15 protein-coding genes are annotated in these 15718 nt (G+C 64.9%); 14 read left to right on the forward strand and 1 reads right to left on the reverse strand.

The features are described from left to right. Positions 1–46: 46 nt before the first annotated feature. Entirely contained in the window at positions 47–1240 is a 1194-nt protein-coding gene (locus tag FLQ03_RS05490) for a cation:proton antiporter domain-containing protein (RefSeq protein ID WP_144372275.1), read from the reverse strand. Positions 1241–1491: 251 nt separating this feature from the next. Here FLQ03_RS05490 and FLQ03_RS05495 point away from each other — a divergent pair, with 251 nt between their 5' ends. The 14 genes from FLQ03_RS05495 (at position 1492) to FLQ03_RS19535 (ending at position 15716) form a co-directional block, all read left to right on the forward strand. Next, positions 1492–1722 carry a DUF2061 domain-containing protein gene (locus FLQ03_RS05495; protein WP_144372276.1) on the forward strand — a complete coding sequence of 77 codons (231 nt, stop codon included), beginning with the start codon at positions 1492–1494 and terminating at the stop codon, positions 1720–1722. Between the two features lie 395 nt (positions 1723–2117). Next, positions 2118–3008: a ribokinase gene (locus FLQ03_RS05500; RefSeq protein ID WP_144372277.1), complete on the forward strand. Its 891-nt coding sequence runs from the start codon at positions 2118–2120 to the stop codon at positions 3006–3008. Then, entirely contained in the window at positions 3005–3403 is a 399-nt protein-coding gene (gene rbsD, locus FLQ03_RS05505; protein WP_144372278.1) for a D-ribose pyranase, read from the forward strand. The genes FLQ03_RS05500 and rbsD overlap by 4 nt, the downstream gene beginning before the upstream one ends. 9 nt (positions 3404–3412) lie before the next feature. After that, positions 3413–4921, forward strand: a complete 1509-nt coding sequence (locus tag FLQ03_RS05510; RefSeq protein WP_144372279.1) for a sugar ABC transporter ATP-binding protein — start codon at positions 3413–3415, stop codon at positions 4919–4921. A gap of 4 nt (positions 4922–4925) precedes the next feature. After that, on the forward strand, positions 4926–5864 hold the full coding sequence (locus FLQ03_RS05515; RefSeq protein ID WP_144372280.1) for an ABC transporter permease: 939 nt from the start codon (positions 4926–4928) through the stop codon (positions 5862–5864). A gap of 66 nt (positions 5865–5930) precedes the next feature. After that, positions 5931–6863 (forward strand): ribose ABC transporter substrate-binding protein RbsB, encoded by a 933-nt coding sequence (rbsB, locus tag FLQ03_RS05520; protein ID WP_144372281.1) that lies wholly within the window; start codon positions 5931–5933, stop codon positions 6861–6863. A gap of 213 nt (positions 6864–7076) precedes the next feature. Continuing rightward, positions 7077–8108 (forward strand): LacI family DNA-binding transcriptional regulator, encoded by a 1032-nt coding sequence (locus tag FLQ03_RS05525; RefSeq protein WP_144372282.1) that lies wholly within the window; start codon positions 7077–7079, stop codon positions 8106–8108. A gap of 1 nt (position 8109) precedes the next feature. Next, complete coding sequence (locus tag FLQ03_RS05530; RefSeq protein ID WP_420855648.1) at positions 8110–10302, forward strand: UvrD-helicase domain-containing protein; 2193 nt, start codon at positions 8110–8112, stop codon at positions 10300–10302. Between the two features lie 177 nt (positions 10303–10479). Further along, entirely contained in the window at positions 10480–12039 is a 1560-nt protein-coding gene (locus tag FLQ03_RS05535; RefSeq protein WP_420855649.1) for a tetratricopeptide repeat protein, read from the forward strand. 38 nt (positions 12040–12077) lie between these two features. Further along, complete coding sequence (locus tag FLQ03_RS05540; RefSeq protein WP_144372285.1) at positions 12078–13343, forward strand: hypothetical protein; 1266 nt, start codon at positions 12078–12080, stop codon at positions 13341–13343. 58 nt (positions 13344–13401) lie between these two features. Further along, positions 13402–13581 (forward strand): DUF3460 family protein, encoded by a 180-nt coding sequence (locus FLQ03_RS05545; protein ID WP_144372286.1) that lies wholly within the window; start codon positions 13402–13404, stop codon positions 13579–13581. 75 nt (positions 13582–13656) lie between these two features. Continuing rightward, a complete protein-coding gene (locus FLQ03_RS05550; RefSeq protein WP_144372287.1) occupies positions 13657–14322 on the forward strand; it encodes a class I SAM-dependent methyltransferase in 666 nt (221 codons plus the stop codon). Positions 14323–14424: 102 nt separating this feature from the next. Continuing rightward, positions 14425–14832, forward strand: coding sequence for a biopolymer transporter ExbD (locus tag FLQ03_RS05555; protein WP_144372288.1), 408 nt, complete (start codon positions 14425–14427; stop codon positions 14830–14832). Further along, positions 14832–15716 carry an energy transducer TonB gene (locus FLQ03_RS19535; protein WP_144372289.1) on the forward strand — a complete coding sequence of 295 codons (885 nt, stop codon included), beginning with the start codon at positions 14832–14834 and terminating at the stop codon, positions 15714–15716. Before FLQ03_RS05555 ends, FLQ03_RS19535 begins: the two co-directional genes overlap by 1 nt. The last annotated feature ends 2 nt before the right edge of the window (positions 15717–15718 follow it).

Raw genomic sequence — 15718 nt, forward strand, 5'->3', positions numbered from 1 at the left:
TGGCTGGCGTTTTTGCTGGCGAATGAATAGCTTGCGCGCGAGTGTATCACAAGGCGGCGGGCGCGGCAGCGGCCTGCCCGCTGCGGCGTAGTGCCAGCTTGAACAGCAAGGGGTTCAGCAGGATGGACAGGATGGCGCCGGCCATCACCAGCGCGTGGCCGCGCGGGGTCAGCAGCTCGAGGCTGAGGCCCAGGTTGGCCAGGATGAACGAAAACTCGCCGATCTGCGCCAGGCTGGCCGCCAGCAGCCAGCGGTCGCCACGCGGCTGGCGCAGCAGCGCCATCAGCAGCCACGCGGCCAACCCTTTGCCCACGATGATGATGGCCACGGTGCCCAGCACCGCGCCGGTGTCGTTGATCAGCACCCGCGGGTCGAACAGCATGCCGGCGGCCACGAAAAACAGCACGGCAAACGCGTCGCGCAGCGGCATGGCTTCTTCTGCCGCGCGGTGGCTGAACGGCGAGCCGGCCAGCACGGTGCCGGCAAAGAATGCCCCCAGCGCAAACGACACATCAAACAGCGCGGTAGCGCCGTAGGCTACCCCCAGCGCGGTGGCCAGCACGCCCAGGCGGAACATCTCGCGGCTGCCGGTGTACACGATTTTTTCCAGCATCCACGGAATCACTTTCTGGCCCACCAGCATCATCACCGCCACGAAGGCCGCCACCTTGCCCAGCGTGATCAGGATGGCCTGCAGCGAATCGCCCAGGCTGGCCGCCGCGCTGCCGGCCAGCGCCGGAATCAGCACCAGCGCCAGAATGGTGGCCAGGTCCTCGCTGACCAGCCAGCCCACCGCCACCTTGCCGGCCGGGGTTTCCAGTTTGTTGTGTTCTTCCAGCGCTTTCAGCAGCACCACGGTACTGGCCACCGACAGCGCCATGCCGAACAGCAGGCCCTGCGGCACGCTCCAGCCCAGCAGCACGCCCATGCCGCAGCCCAGCGCAATGGCCACACCGATCTGGGCAAAGGCGCCGGGCAGGGCGATGCGGCGTACCGCCCACAGGTCGGGAATGGAAAAGTGCAGGCCCACGCCGAACATCAGCAGAATCACGCCCAGTTCGGCCAGCTCGGCCGCCAGGTGGCCGTCGGCCACAAAGCCGGGGGTGAACGGGCCGACCAGAATGCCGGCCGCTAGGTAGCCCAATAGTGGTGGCAGGCGCAGCTTCAGCGCCAGCGCACCCAGCAGAAAAGCGGTAACCAAGGCGCCGACCAGCGTCGTAATCAGTGGGGTTGCGTGCATGGGTTCTCCCTGTCCGTTATCGTTTTTTGGTCGCCGGCACGCCTTGCCGTATGGGGCCCGCGTGCGGGAAGCGGGCAGGCGGCTGCGGCGGCTATTTAAAGATAGAAAGTCTGGCGGCTGCAGAGTTCACCGATTGGGCATAATCTATCGAATTTGTTTCTATCAATGAAGTGGCTAGAAACATTCAATTTCAGCTATGAAGTGATAATGGCTATCATCACTTCAAGTTCAATAGCCTGCTGGAGCGCATCATGATCAAGACCATCACCTTCGCCATCTGTCATTTCACCGTGGCGTTCAGCGTGGCTTATCTGCTCACCGGCAGCTTTGGCGTGGCCAGCTTGCTGGCGCTGGTGGAGCCGCTGGTGAATACCGTGGCCTACTACTTCCACGAAAAAGTATGGGACCGCATCCGCGCCCGTCGCGGCGGCGCCCCGCACGCCGCCACCGCCGGCCACGGCGGCCTGTTGCACCTGCATTGAGGGCAGCCTCCCCTTGTCGACACCCCGGCCCACCTTGCGTGGCCGGGGTGTTGTTTTTGCAGCAAGCGCGGCTTGCCTGGCTGCCAGCTGGCTGGTGTGGCGTGTTGCAGTGCAATGTACGACGGCTGGCAGGCTTGTGCTGTCAGGGTGCCGGAATGTGTGCGCTGCAACTACGCCTGGGCGGGTAAACCGGCGTGTTTTGATTGTTTTCCGACACTTCAGACGGCTGAAACCCCGCTTTCTGTAGTGACTTCCTTACATTTTTTGCGTGTCGCTCTTTCATCGGGCAAGCGGCTGCGCTAGCATTCGCGCTTGCTGATGACGTTTTAGCTAACGTCAGCTAACAGAATAACGCGGCCAACTAGCGAGTTGGCCGCAGGCTGGAGACGAGCGCGATGACGCGTGTGCTGGTAATAGGCAGTATCAATATGGATATGGTGGTGAATAGCCCCACCATGCCGCGGCTGGGCGAAACGCTTAGCGGCAGCGGTTTTGCCACCTATCCGGGCGGCAAGGGCGCCAATCAGGCGGTAGCAGCCGCCCGGCTGGGGGCGCAAGTCAGCATGATCGGCTGCGTGGGGCGCGATGATTTCGGCACCGCGCTCAAAGCCGTGCTGGCCAACGAAGGCGTGGACACACGCTGGGTGAGCGAGGTGGACGTGGCCACCGGCGTAGCCAGCATCACGCTGTGCGGTAGCGATAACGCCATCATCGTGGTGCCGGGCGCCAACCATGCCTTGTTGCCGGCACACCTGGACGCCGCCGAACAGGCCTTTGCCGACGCCGACGTGGTGCTGGCGCAGCTGGAAGTGCCGCTGGCCACCGTCGCGCACGCCGCGCTGCTGGCCGCCCGCCACGGCAAACCGTTCCTGCTGAACCCGGCGCCTGCGGTGGCGCTGCCGGCTGCGCTGCTGGCCCGCGTCAGCGTACTGACCCCTAACGAATTCGAGCTGGCCACCACGCTGGCCAGCCAGCAACCGTGGCGCGAGCTGGTGGCCAAGGCCGCTGGTGGCGTCGTGATGACGCACGGCGCCGACGGCGCCTTCTTTGCCGATGCCGGCGGCCAACTGCAGCACCAGCCCGGCTTTGCCGTGACGCCGGTAGACACCACCGGCGCCGGCGACACCTTCAACGGTGCGCTGGCCACCTTCCTGCACCTGGGCCTGGCCGAGGCGGTACGCCGCGCCGCGGCAGCCGGCGCCTTGTCGGTGACGCAGCCCGGCGCGCAGGGCGGCATGCCGACCTTGGCCGCACTGGATACCTTTTTGCAGGAGCACGCCGCATGAAAAAGCTGGGTCATCTGAACCGTGATATCGCCCGCGTGCTGGCCTGCCTGGGCCACACCGACAGCATCGTCATCGCCGATTGCGGCCTGCCGGTACCACCGGGCGTGGAGTGCATCGACGTGTCGCTGGCGCTGGGCGAGCCCGGCTTTGCCCGCGTGTTGGACACCGTACTGGCCGATATGGCCTGCGAGCGCGCGCTGTTTGCCAGCGAGTGCCACAGCCATAACCCGGCAGTATCGGCGCTGGCCGCCGCGCTGCCGGCGCAGGGCATTGCCACCGAATTTGTCAGCCACGAAGCGTTCAAGCAGCACTGCCGTCAGGCGCGGGCGGTGATCCGCACCGGCGACGCCACGCCGTACGCCAACGTGATCCTGTACGCCGGCGTGATTTTCTAGGAGGCGGCGATGAAGGTAAGCATGCGCGGCATCTGCAAGGCCTTCGGCCCGGTGCGGGTGCTGGACAAGGTGGACTTCACCCTGCACGGCGGCGAAATCCACGCGCTGATGGGCGAAAACGGCGCCGGCAAGTCCACGCTGATGAAGATCCTCAGCGGCGTGTACCAGCCGGACAGCGGCAGCGTCGAGGTGGATGGCCAGACCGTGGCGATCCGCAGTACCCGCGACGCCGAGGCGGCCGGTATTGCCATCATCCACCAGGAACTGAACCTGATTCCGCAGCTGTCGGTGATGGAAAACCTGTTTCTGGGCCGCGAGCCGTCGCGCTTTGGCGTGATCCAGCGTGCAGCCATGCGCCAGCAGGCGCGGGCACAGCTGGACGCGCTGGGCGCCAGCCAGATCGACGTGGACGCCGAAGCCGGCAGCCTGTCCATCGGCCAGCAGCAGATGGTGGAAATCGCCAAGGCGCTGGCGATGGACGCCCGCGTGCTGATCATGGACGAGCCCACCGCCGCGCTGTCGGCGCGCGAGATCGACACCTTGTTTGCGCTGATGCGCGGCCTGAAGGCACGCGGCGTGGCCATTGTGTACGTGTCGCACCGCATGGAAGAGATCTTCCACATCTGCGACAAGATCAGCGTGCTGCGCGATGGCTGCTTTGTCGGCGAGCGCGTGATTGCCGACACCGGTTTCGACGAAGTGGTGAAGCTGATGGTTGGCCGCGAGATCGGCGACCGCTTCCCCGGCCGTGACGTGCTGCCGGGTGCCGTGCGCTTGGCGGTACGCGGCCTGTCCGACGGTCGCCACATCGACAGCATCAGCTTCGAGGCCCGCGCCGGCGAGGTGCTGGGCATTGCCGGCCTGATGGGCGCCGGCCGTAGCGAAATCCTCAAAACGCTGTTTGGCGTCAACCGCCGTAGCGCCGGCGAGGTGTGGCTGGACGGTGCGCCGCTGGACGTGCGCAGCCCGGCCGCCGCCATTGCCGCCGGCCTGGCGTTCGTGACCGAAGACCGCAAAAGCCAGGGCCTGGTGCTGGGCATGTCGGTCCGTGAAAACGCCACGCTGGTGCACCTGAACCACTACGCCCGCCTGGGTGTGGTGAACCAGGCTGCCGAGCAGGCGGCGGTGGCGCAGCAGATCAGCCAGCTGCGCATCCGCACCCGCGACGCCGAGCTGGACGTGAAGTCGCTGTCCGGCGGCAACCAGCAAAAAGTGGTGTTTGCCAAATGGCTGGCCAACCCGCCCAAGGTATTGCTGCTGGACGAACCCACGCGCGGCGTGGACGTGGGTGGCAAGGCCGAGATCTACCACATCATCAACCAGCTGGCCGCCGCCGGTGTGGCCATCGTGATGGTGTCGTCCGAGCTGCCCGAGGTGATGGCGATGAGCAACCGCATCCTGGTGCTGCACGAGGGGCGCCAGACGGCGCTGTTCGATGCGGCCAACCTCAGCCAGGAAGACATCATGGCCGCTGCCACCGGCACCGCCGGCCACGACACCCGCACAACACAGGATTGAGAGCATGACTGCACAACAAAAAGCCACGCTGCAAAAGCTGGGCCCCTTCATTGCGCTGCTGGTGGTTTCCGGCGCGCTGGCCATCATGAGCCCGGATTTCCTCACCGTGGGCAACCTGATGAACGTGATGCGCCAGGTGTCGATCAACGCACTGATCGCCTTCGGCATGACGCTGGTCATCCTGCTGGGCGGCATCGACCTGTCGGTCGGTTCCATCCTGGCGCTGTCGTCGGTGTGCATCGCACTGATGATCCAGGGCGGGCTGGACCCGGTGCTGGCCACGCTGCTGGGCATTGGCGCTGGCGCGGCCATGGGCTTTGCCAACGGCTGGATCATCAGCAAGGGCAAGGTGGCGCCCTTCATCGCCACGCTGGCGTCGATGACCATCCTGCGCGGCCTGTCGCTGGTGGCGTCGGGCGGCAGCCCGATTACCGGGCTGGACAGCGATTTCTTCCAGATGCTGGGTGGCGGCTATGTGGCCGGCCTGGTGCCGGTACCGGTGGTGTGGATGCTGCTGATGTTTGCCGGCTTCTGGTTCCTGCTGAAGCAGACCGTGTTCGGCCGCCACGTGTACGCCACCGGCGGTAACGAGGAAGCCTCGCGCCTGTCCGGCGTGAAGGTGGATCGCGTCAAGATCTGGGTCTATACCGTGTCCGGTGCCATGTCGGCGATGGCCGGCGTGGTGCTGACCTCGCGCCTGAACTCGGCGCAGCCCACCGCCGGTACCGGCTACGAGCTGGACGCCATTGCGGCGGTGGTGCTGGGCGGCACCAGCCTCACCGGCGGCCGCGGCTGGATCTTCGGCACCCTGATGGGGGCGCTACTGATCGGCGTACTGAATAACGGCCTCAACCTGCTGGGTGTATCGTCGTTCTACCAGCAAGTGATCAAGGGCGCAGTCATCCTGCTGGCGGTGCTGCTGGACCGCGCAGGCAAGAAGTAAACCGGTCGCCGGCAGGTGGCCGGCGGCGGCAACACGTGTCGTTCAATACAAACAGGGAGTCGCACCATGAATCGCATCATTACCCCGCTGCTGGCCAGCCTGCTGGCTTTCGGTATCGCCGCCTGCTCCAAGCAAGGCCCGGACAGCGCACCGGCCGCCGCCAGCGAGCCGGCAGCCGCCACCAGCACCGCTACCGTCGGCCTGGCGGTGTCCACGCTGAACAACCCGTTCTTCGTGTCGCTGCGTAACGGCGCCGAAGCCGAAGCCAAGAAAGAAGGCATCAACCTGATCACCGTGGACGCGCAGGACGACCCGGCCAAGCAACAGGCCAGCGTGGAAGACCTGATCCAGAAAAAAGTGAACGTCATTCTGATCAACCCGACCGACTCCGCCGCGGTGGCCAACGTGGTGAAAGAAGCCACCAGCAAGGGCATCAAGGTGGTGTCGCTGGACCGTAGCGTGACCGGTGCCGAGGTGAGCGCCCACATCGCCTCCGACAACGTGGCAGGTGGCAAGATGGCCGGCGAGTTCCTGCTGGAAAAACTGGGTGGCAAGGGCAATATCGTGGAGCTGGAAGGCATTGCCGGCTCCTCCGCCGCGCGCGAGCGTGGTCAGGGCTTCCATCAGGTAGTAGACGGCAAGGCCGACGTGAAACTGCTGGCCAAACAGCCGGCCGACTTTGACCGCGCCAAGGGCCTGTCGGTGATGGAAAACATCATCCAGGGCAACAAGGGCATCCAGGGCGTGTTTGCACACAACGACGAAATGGCGCTGGGTGCAGTAAAAGCCATCCAGGCTGCCGGCCTGAAGAACGTGGTGGTGGTGGGCTTTGACGCTACCGCCGACGCCGTGGCTGCGGTGAAAGCCGGTACCCTGGCCGCTACCGTTCAGCAACAGCCGGAGCTGATCGGCCAGTACGGCGTGCAGACCGCCAAGAAACTGATCGCCGGCCAGCCGGTAGACAAGTTCATTCCGGTACCGCTGAACCTGGTGAAGTAAGCCACTGGCAAGACGGGCAGGCCGGCGTCCGGACGCGCCAGCCTGCCGGATGCTGTCGGTAAGCGATGCCCGCTAGGGCCCGTGCCAACTGCGGCCAACCTCATCGGCGGGCGGCGGCAAGCGCCGGCACCGGCCCTGCTACAATCCTCCCTGCCGGCGCTACCTCGCCGGCAGGGAGTTTTCATTCCGGCTGCGGCCACAGGAGAATACCGCATGACTTTCCAGCGCCTGACCATTGACGACGTGGCCCGTATTGCCGGGGTGTCCCGCACCACGGCCAGCATGGTGCTCAATGGCCACGCCGAGCGTTACCGCATTGCCCAGGCCACCGTGGAGCGGGTAGAGCAGGTGGCGCGCGAGCTGCATTTCAGCCCGTCGCACTCGGCGCGTTCGCTGCGCAACCGCCGCAGCCAGGCTATTGGTCTGGTCATTCCCGACCTCACCAACGCCAGCCACGCCGCGCTGGCGCAAGCGCTGGAAAACCTGTGCCGCGCGCGCGACCTGCAGCTGCTGATGGTGACCAGCGACGAAGACCCGGCCCGCGAAAGCGCTGGCATGACCCAGCTGGTGGCGCGCCAGGTAGACGGCATGCTGGTGGTGCCCTGTAGCAGCGACGTGCGGGCCTACCAGAAGTGGACACGGCGCCTGCCGCTGGTGTTTGTCGACCGCCGCCTGGACGACAGCGGCATTCCGTCGGTGGTCACCGACGCCACTGACAGCGTGGTGCAATTGCTGGCACCCAGGTTGGCCGCAGGGCTGGACGAGCTGGTGTACTTCGGCGGCCAGGCCGCGCTGTCGCCCAGCCGCGACCGGCTGGCCGGCTACCGCCAGGCGCTGGCCGGGGCCGGCCTGGCCGAGCAGCCGGGCTGGGTGTGCGAGCGCGACTTCCTGCGCGAGTCGGGCTTTGCCATGATGCGCGACTGGCACGCGGCCAACGGCCGTTACCCGCAGGCGCTGTTTACCGCCTCCATTACGCTGCTGGAAGGCGTGCTGGCCTTCATGCGCCAGCAGCACGGCCTGCACGGGGCGCCGCGCTGCATGATGACGTTTGACCACCACGCGCTGTTGGACTGCCTGCCGCTGGCCATCGACACCGTGCAGCAGGACAGCACCGCGCTGGCCGAGGCCAGCCTGGCCAAGGTGCTGGCCTTGCTGGAAGGCCAGCCGCTGGCGCAAAGCGACACCCGCATTGCCGCCCGCGTGCAGCACAGCCCGCACGCCGGGGCAGCACTGGCACTGGTGTAGAATGGCGTTTTCCGAATTGCCAGACGCCACCCCCATGAACCACGACCTGCTTGCCGGCCTCAACCCCGAACAACTTTCCGCCGTTACCTGGCCCGCCAAAAGCGCGCTGGTGCTGGCTGGTGCCGGCAGCGGCAAGACCAGGGTGCTGACCACCCGCATCGCCTGGCTGATGCAAACCGGCCAGGCCAACCCGGCCAGCATCCTGGCGGTGACGTTTACCAACAAGGCGGCGCGCGAGATGCAGACACGGTTGGCCGCGATGATGCCGGTGAACGTGCGCAGCATGTGGATCGGCACCTTCCACGGCCTGTGCAACCGCCTGCTGCGCATGCACTACCGCGACGCCGGCCTGCCGCAAACCTTCCAGATTCTGGATAGCGGCGAGCAGCAAAGCGCCATCAAGCGTCTGCTGAAAAGCCTGGACATCTCCGACGAGAAATTCCCGCCCAAGCAGGTGCAACAGTTCATCAACGGGCAGAAGGAATCCGGCGTGCGCGCCGGCGAACTGAACGCCTACGACCCCTACACCCGCAAGCTGATCGAGCTGTACGCCGCCTACGACGCGCAGTGCAACCGCGAAGGTGTGGTGGATTTTGCCGAGCTGCTGCTGCGCTGCTACGAGTTGTTGTCGCGCAACGCCGCGCTGTGCGAGCACTACCGCGCGCGCTTCCGCTTTGTGCTGGTGGACGAATTCCAGGATACCAACCGCCTGCAATACGCCTGGCTGAAGCTGTTGGCCGGCCCCGACAACGCGCTGTTTGCGGTGGGCGACGACGACCAGTCCATCTACGCCTTCCGCGGCGCCGAAGTGGGCAATATGCGCGCGCTGCTGGCCGACTACGGCGTGGCCGGCCCAGTACGGCTGGAGCAAAACTACCGCTCGGCCGGCACCATTCTGGATGCGGCCAACGCGCTGATCGAACGCAACGACGGCCGGCTGGGCAAGAAGCTGTGGACCGCCGCCGGCCCCGGCGACAAGATCCGCTTGTTCGAGGCCTACTCCGACGGCGAAGAAGCGCAGTTCATCGTGGATGAAGTAAAGGCGCTGCGCCGCGACGGCTGGAACCTGGCCGACATGGCGGTGCTGTACCGCAGCAACGCGCAGTCGCGCATCCTGGAGCAGGTGCTGGTGCAGGCCGGTGTGGCCTACCGCATCTACGGCGGCCTGCGCTTCTTCGAGCGTCAGGAGATCAAGCACGCGCTGGCCTACCTGCGCCTGGTACTGAACCCGGACGACGACAACGCGCTGCTGCGCGTGATCAACGTACCGGCGCGCGGCATCGGCGCCCGCAGCGTGGAAAACCTGCAGACCGCCAGCCGCGAGCAGGGCATCAGCCTGTGGCAAGCCTGCTGCGGTGCCGGCGGCGGCCGTACCGCCGGCAAGCTGGCCGAGTTTGTGCTGCTGATCGAAAAACTGCGCCAGCGCAGCGAACCGCTGAACCTGGCGGAGCAGATCAGCCTGGTGATCGACGACAGCGGCCTGCGCGCCATGTACGAGGCCGACCGCAAGGCAGGCGAAGAACGGCTGGCCAACCTGGACGAACTGATCAACGCCGCCACCGGCTTCATGCCGCAAGAACCGCAGTTGGCCGCGGTGGAGTTTCTTACCCAGGCCAGTCTGGAAGCTGGCGACCATCAGGCCGAGGCCGGTGAAGACGCGCTGCAGCTGATGACGGTGCACGCGGCCAAGGGCCTGGAGTTCGACGCGGTATTCGTTGGCGGCCTGGAAGAAGGCCTGTTCCCGCACGAGAACAGTTTCAACGACCCCAAGGGCCTGGAAGAAGAGCGCCGCCTGATGTACGTGGCCATCACCCGCGCCCGCAAGCGCCTGTACCTCAGCCATGCGCAAAGCCGCATGCTGCACGGGCAGAGCCGCTATCCGATCCGTTCGCGCTTTGTCGATGAAATTCCGGCCGAGCTGCTGCACGCATTATCTGCTACGGTAAAAGCTGCACCGGTATCGACCCGTCAGCGCTGGGATCAGGCCACGCCGGCTTTCGTCAAGCAGCGTGCCGCCGAAGGGCAGGGGCAGTGGCGGGTAGGGCAGTCGTTGACGCACACCAAGTTTGGCGCCGGCGTCATCATTACTGCAGAAGGCAGCGGCGAAGACTTGCGCTTGCTCATCAATTTTGCAGAACACGGCGTCAAGCTGCTGGATTTGCGTTACGCTGCTGACAAACTGACACCTGCATAAGCCACAACACCAACAATAGTGGGGCCTTCCATGAGTTCGTTGTCCAACCAATCGACTACCTTCAATGCCATCACCGGGGCCAAGGAAGCGACCGGCCGCCGCGATTACAGCAACCCGTTTGCCAAGAAGCAGTTTCTGGTGGTGGATTGCGTACCGGAAATGCAGCGTGCGATGTCGATGACGCTGCAGTCTTTCGGTGCCGAGAAGGTGGAGTACGCCGGCAAGGCTAGCGATGCACTGGTCAAGCTGATGCGCTACGACTTCGATGTGGTGCTGTGCGATTACGACCTGGGCAGCGGCAGCGACGGCCTGTACCTGTATGAGGAGGCCAAGGAGCGCAACCTGCTCAAGCAATCGTGCGTGTTCATGATTGTCAGCGGCGAGCGCCGTGCGGCCAAGGTGTTGTCGGCGGCCGAGCTGGCACCGGATGGCTACCTGCTGAAGCCGTTTACCGGCGAAGAGTTGGCCAAGCGGCTGGAGGTGGCCATGCGCCGCCGCGACGCGTTCAAGGTGGTGGACGAAGCACTGATGAGCCACGACTACATGGCAGCCATCGACGCCTGCAGCAAGAAGATTGGCGAGCGCAACGAGTTCAGCCTCGACTTCATGAAGCTCAAGGGTAGCCTGAGCATGAAGATCGGCGACTACGACTCGGCGCACAACCTGTACCAACAGGTGCTGAAGATCAAGGAAATTCCGTGGGCCAAGGTGGGCATGGCCAAGTCGATGGCCGGGCTGAAGAAAGTGGAACCGGCCATCGGTCTGTTTCAGCAGGTGATCATCGAAAACGACCGCGTGATGGAGGCTTACGACTGGTTGGCCAAGCTGTATCAGGACAACCACGAGCTGGACAAGGCACAGCAGACGTTGAAGCGCGCCACCGAGCTGTCGCCAGCCACCATTCGTCGTCACCAGGCACTGGCGCAGGTGGCCGAAGAAAACGGTGATCTGGAGCAGGCCAAGAAAGCCTACGCCACCACGCTGGACCTGGCCAAGGCCAGCTGGCACCGCAGCCCCGCCCACTATGCCACGCTGGCGCGCACGCAGCTGGCTAGCCAGGACAAGGCCGAAGCGATGAAAACGCTGGCCTCGCTGCGCCGCGACTACAAGCACAACCCGGAAGGCGAGTGGATGGCAGACGTGGTGGATAGCAGTATTCAAAACCATAGCGGCAACAAGGCTGCGGCCGAAAAGCTGCTGCGTTCAGCAGAAGAGCGCATGCCGCAGCTGACCAAGCTGAAAGAAGCCGACCGCATGGAGTTTGCCCGCGCCGCCTATGGCCAGGGCCAGCATGACATCGGCGACAAGGTGGCACGCGAGCTGGTGCGCAACAACCACGACAACGAAGAGCTGCTGCAAAAGCTATCCACCATGTTCGACCAGGTTGGCCGCGGCGACGCCGGTCGCGAGCTGATTGCCAGCAATGTGCAGGGCATTGTCGACCTCAACAACCAGGCGGTGCGCGAAGCGCAGTCCGGCGATCACGACAAGGCCATTGCGCTGTTCCAGAAGGCGCTGCAGGAAATGCCCGACAACGTGCAGCTGATGCTCAACCTGGTCAACGCCATCATCGCGCAGAGCCATCGCCAGGGCTGGCACGAAAGCCACATCCGCCAGGCGCACGAGCTGCTGCAGCGCGTGCGCGAGATGGCACCGACCAACAACAAGTTCCAGAAGCTGCTGCAAGCCTGGCGCAGCCTGATTGAGCAGAGCCAGAAACGGGAATTCCTGTTGTGACCTCGCCCGAGTGGCGCCGCTGCTTACAGCCCCTGTTGTTGACGGGGCTGTTTTGTTGCTGGCTGCTGTTTGCCGGTATCGGTTGGCTGTGGCTGCTGGCCAGCGAGCGCAACGCTGCGCAACAGACGCTGGAGGCACACGCCAGCCAGCAACGCATGATGCTACGCAGCCAGCTGGATGGCTTGCAGCTATCCGCCCGCCAATTGCTGCGCAGTCTGGAGCAGGCGCAGCAGCAGGGCGAGCGCCAATACCTGTCTTATCTGAGCAATTATCGTCAGTTGCAGCCCCCATTGGGCCAAGTGGCCCTGTTGGGTGCCAACCCGGCAGCGGGCCGGCAACTGGAAGTGCTAGCGTTTACGCCGTCTCAGTCTGATACCCGTTTGCTGCCAACCCAGGACCTGGCGCGCCAACCGGTAGTGGCGGCTGCACTGCCGATGCTGCAACGCGGCCAGCCGTTACTGTTGCTGTGGCAGCGGCGCGGCCCGGAACAATGGCTGTTGCTGGTGCCCGGCCAGCACGGGTTGACACTGGCCGTGTGGCTGCAGCCACAGCTATGGCTGCCAGAACGGGGTAGCGGGCCGCAACGCTCGCAGTTGTCAGCCTTGCCGGTGGTGCCGCAGCAGGCACTGGAAGGCCGCAACCTGTTTGTCCAGCTACCGCTGCAAAGTGGCGTTATCGCCGTGAGCCTCACGGTATGGCAGCCGTGGTCGCTGGGCGAGGTGCTAGGGTGGCGCATGCTGGTATGTTTGCTGTTCCTGGCGTTGCTCGGGTGGCTGGGTTGGCGCTCGTGGCGACTGCATTGCACGTTGATGCAAAGTATCGGCCAGGCCAGGGCGCTGCAGCAGCAGTGGCTGGCCCAGGCTGAAGCGCTGGCGCTGGTATCGGTACAAGGTGCCCTGGCCACGCTGGAACGCAAGGTACAGTCCTTGCAATCTTCGCAGCAGTTGGTGGTGTGGTGGGTACATGGCAAGGGCGTGCGTCGTCGGCACTTCAACCGTGAAGCCGCGATGCTGCGGCTGGAGCACCAGTTGCTGCATGCGCCGTCCGACGGCGTGTCGGCCATGCGCTTGCGGCACGGGGGGGTACTGCTGGCTTTGCAACTGGAGGCCTCTCAGGCGGGCGAGACGGTATCGCAACTGTCTGCCTGGCTTACTGCTGTGATGGGCGGGCGGGCGGAGGATGCCGCCTTGCTGTGGCAATGCTTCGATGTCAGCCACGGCGTGCAGGCACTGGAGCGTACCATTGGCGATGCACAATGGTACGTGCCGGGGCACGAGCGCAGCCGCTTGCCAGACCGGCGCTGATGTCCTGCCGCTGCTTTTGCGCTACAATTGCGGCCAACGTTAACCGGGGGAAGATACCGTGTACCAATCCGACTTTACCGCTTTCATGAACGGCTTTCTGGAACAGAACCCGCAAGTCGATACCGAACGTCGCGAACTGCGCCTGACCTGGTGGGAGCGCAAGCTGGATCTGGACGACCTGCGCCGCTGGAAAGAATCCCGCGTGCCGCAAAAACCGTACGTTTACCAGCCGGAGTGACCCGCCCGCACGGCTTGCCGTGTAGCGGACAGACCATGACGCCCGCAAGGGCGTTTGTTTTTTTTGAGCATTGGCATGACCAGACAAACCATGACCATGGGTGCCGACGTTGCTGACTACCTGTTGCAGGTGGGGGTACGCGAACACCCGGTACAGCGCGCACTGCGCGAGTTCACTGCCACCCATCGCCTGGCCAAGATGCAGATTGCGCCGGAGCAGGGGCAGTTCCTCACCTGGCTGGTGGGCTTGACCGGCGCCCGCCGTTATCTGGAAATCGGTACCTTTACCGGCTACAGCGCGCTGACCGTCACCCTGGCCATGGGCGAGCAGGGCAGTACCGTGTGCTGCGACATGAGCACCGAATTCACCACCATCGCGCGCCAGTACTGGGCCGAAGCCGGCGTGGATGGCCGCATCGACCTGTACGTGCAACCGGCAGTGCGCACGCTGGCCATGTTGCTGGCGCAGGGCCAGGCCGGTACCTTCGACCTGGCCTTCATCGACGCCGACAAGAACAACTACCCGGAATACTACGAAACCTGCCTGCAGCTGGTGCGCCCGGGCGGCATCATCGCCATCGACAACATCCTGCTCAATGGCCGTGTGGTAGACCCGCAGCCGGACCACCCGCGCAGCGTCCCCATCATGCGCGCCTTCAACGACGCGCTGGTCAACGACCCGCGTGTCAGCCTGTGCATCCTGCCGATGGGCGATGGCATGACGCTGCTGCGCAAACTGTAAGCCGGCGCGCAGGAACCTGGCCGCCGGCGCGCAGTCTGTCCGGCATGTGTTTGTGCGCTGCCGGTGTTACCATCGGCTTGTTTATTGAATCAGGATACCGCCATGTTGCAACGCCGCCCGCGCCGCATGATGAACCAGATGAATGTGGTGCCTTACATTGACGTGATGCTGGTGCTGCTGGTGATCTTCATGGTCACCGCGCCCATGTTCACGCCCGGCGTCATCGACGTGCCCAGCGTCAGCCGTGCCGCGCAGGTGGACACCACGCCGCTGGAAATCAGTATTGAAGCCAACGGTGATTATTTTGTCGGCGAAGGCGGCAAGCGCGAGCCGGCTGCCAACCTGGATGCGCTGATCGGCATGGTGCAGGCAAGGCTGAAAGACAGCCGCCCGGTGGTGGTCACTGCCCACCAGGATCTCAAGTACAGCGAAGTGGTGAAAGTGGCCGATAAACTGCACGCGGCCGGTATCCAGCGGGTGGCGCTGACGGTGCGCCAGCAGGGTAGCTGATGGCAGCCGCACGCGAGCCGGGCATCGCTTCCTGGCTGTTTTCTGGTGCATTGCATCTGTTGGTGCTGCTGTGCCTGTGGTGGTCGGCCGCGCCGCAAAAACTGGACACGCCGCCGCCGCTGGCGGTGGAACTGTGGGCCGGTGGCGCGCAGCCGATTCTGGCCCCCCAGCCTGCAGAACCCGCCCCGCCGCCGCCCGCGCCGGTGAAGCCAGCCCCGGCACCGGTAGCGAAAGTGGCGCCGCCGTCGTTGGTGGCGGATAACCCGGCGGCCGACGTGAAACTGCAAGCCGCCAAACCCGACAAGATCAAACCGCAGCCGACGCCCAAACCGCCGCCGCCCAAACCGGAACCGGTGAAACCGGCGAAGCCGGAAGCCAAACCGGAGACCAAGCCGGCGCAGCGCCCCGACAGCAAGGCCAAGCCGGCCGCTGCGGCCAACCCTGCGCCTGCCAGCAAAACAGCGGCCAAACCGGCCCCCGGTGTGAAAACCGACGATCTGTTGGCCGAGCTGGATAACCTGCCGCCCGGCCCGGGTAATGCCAAAACCAGTCAGGCTGGCGCCAAGGTGGGCAGCAAAAATGGTGCGGCCAACGGCCAGCCGGACCTGAAACAGCAATATGGCGAGTCGGTACGCAACCGGGTGCGGCCGTATGTGGTGCTGCCGGACGGCATCAAGGGCAACCCGGAGGCGGTGGTGGAAGTGATCATCCTGCCGACGCTGGAGATCCGTAGCAGCCGTATCCTGCGCAGCAGCGGTTCGTCGGCCTGGGACCAGGCGGTACTGGCGGCGCTGGCCGAAGTGAAGCGCTTCCCGCCGCTGCCCAAGGGGGCCGAGTTTGCCGACTATCGCCGCATCACCCTCAATTTCCGTCCCAAGGAGTAATG

This window comes from Vogesella urethralis (genome assembly GCF_007644045.2).
GTDB classification, from domain to species: Bacteria; Pseudomonadota; Gammaproteobacteria; order Burkholderiales; family Chromobacteriaceae; genus Vogesella; species Vogesella urethralis.

Excerpts from the sequence above, each read along its gene's own strand:
- FLQ03_RS05490 (WP_144372275.1), bottom strand. The coding sequence starts at position 1,240 with ATGCACGCAACCCCACTGATTACGACGCTGGTCGGCGCCTTGGTTACC.
- FLQ03_RS05495 (WP_144372276.1), top strand. The coding sequence starts at position 1,492 with ATGATCAAGACCATCACCTTCGCCATCTGTCATTTCACCGTGGCGTTC.
- FLQ03_RS05500 (WP_144372277.1), top strand. The coding sequence starts at position 2,118 with ATGACGCGTGTGCTGGTAATAGGCAGTATCAATATGGATATGGTGGTG.
- rbsD (WP_144372278.1), top strand. The coding sequence starts at position 3,005 with ATGAAAAAGCTGGGTCATCTGAACCGTGATATCGCCCGCGTGCTGGCC.
- FLQ03_RS05510 (WP_144372279.1), top strand. The coding sequence starts at position 3,413 with ATGAAGGTAAGCATGCGCGGCATCTGCAAGGCCTTCGGCCCGGTGCGG.
- FLQ03_RS05515 (WP_144372280.1), top strand. The coding sequence starts at position 4,926 with ATGACTGCACAACAAAAAGCCACGCTGCAAAAGCTGGGCCCCTTCATT.
- rbsB (WP_144372281.1), top strand. The coding sequence starts at position 5,931 with ATGAATCGCATCATTACCCCGCTGCTGGCCAGCCTGCTGGCTTTCGGT.
- FLQ03_RS05525 (WP_144372282.1), top strand. The coding sequence starts at position 7,077 with ATGACTTTCCAGCGCCTGACCATTGACGACGTGGCCCGTATTGCCGGG.
- FLQ03_RS05530 (WP_420855648.1), top strand. The coding sequence starts at position 8,110 with ATGGCGTTTTCCGAATTGCCAGACGCCACCCCCATGAACCACGACCTG.
- FLQ03_RS05535 (WP_420855649.1), top strand. The coding sequence starts at position 10,480 with ATGACGCTGCAGTCTTTCGGTGCCGAGAAGGTGGAGTACGCCGGCAAG.
- FLQ03_RS05550 (WP_144372287.1), top strand. The coding sequence starts at position 13,657 with ATGACCAGACAAACCATGACCATGGGTGCCGACGTTGCTGACTACCTG.
- FLQ03_RS05555 (WP_144372288.1), top strand. The coding sequence starts at position 14,425 with ATGTTGCAACGCCGCCCGCGCCGCATGATGAACCAGATGAATGTGGTG.
- FLQ03_RS19535 (WP_144372289.1), top strand. The coding sequence starts at position 14,832 with ATGGCAGCCGCACGCGAGCCGGGCATCGCTTCCTGGCTGTTTTCTGGT.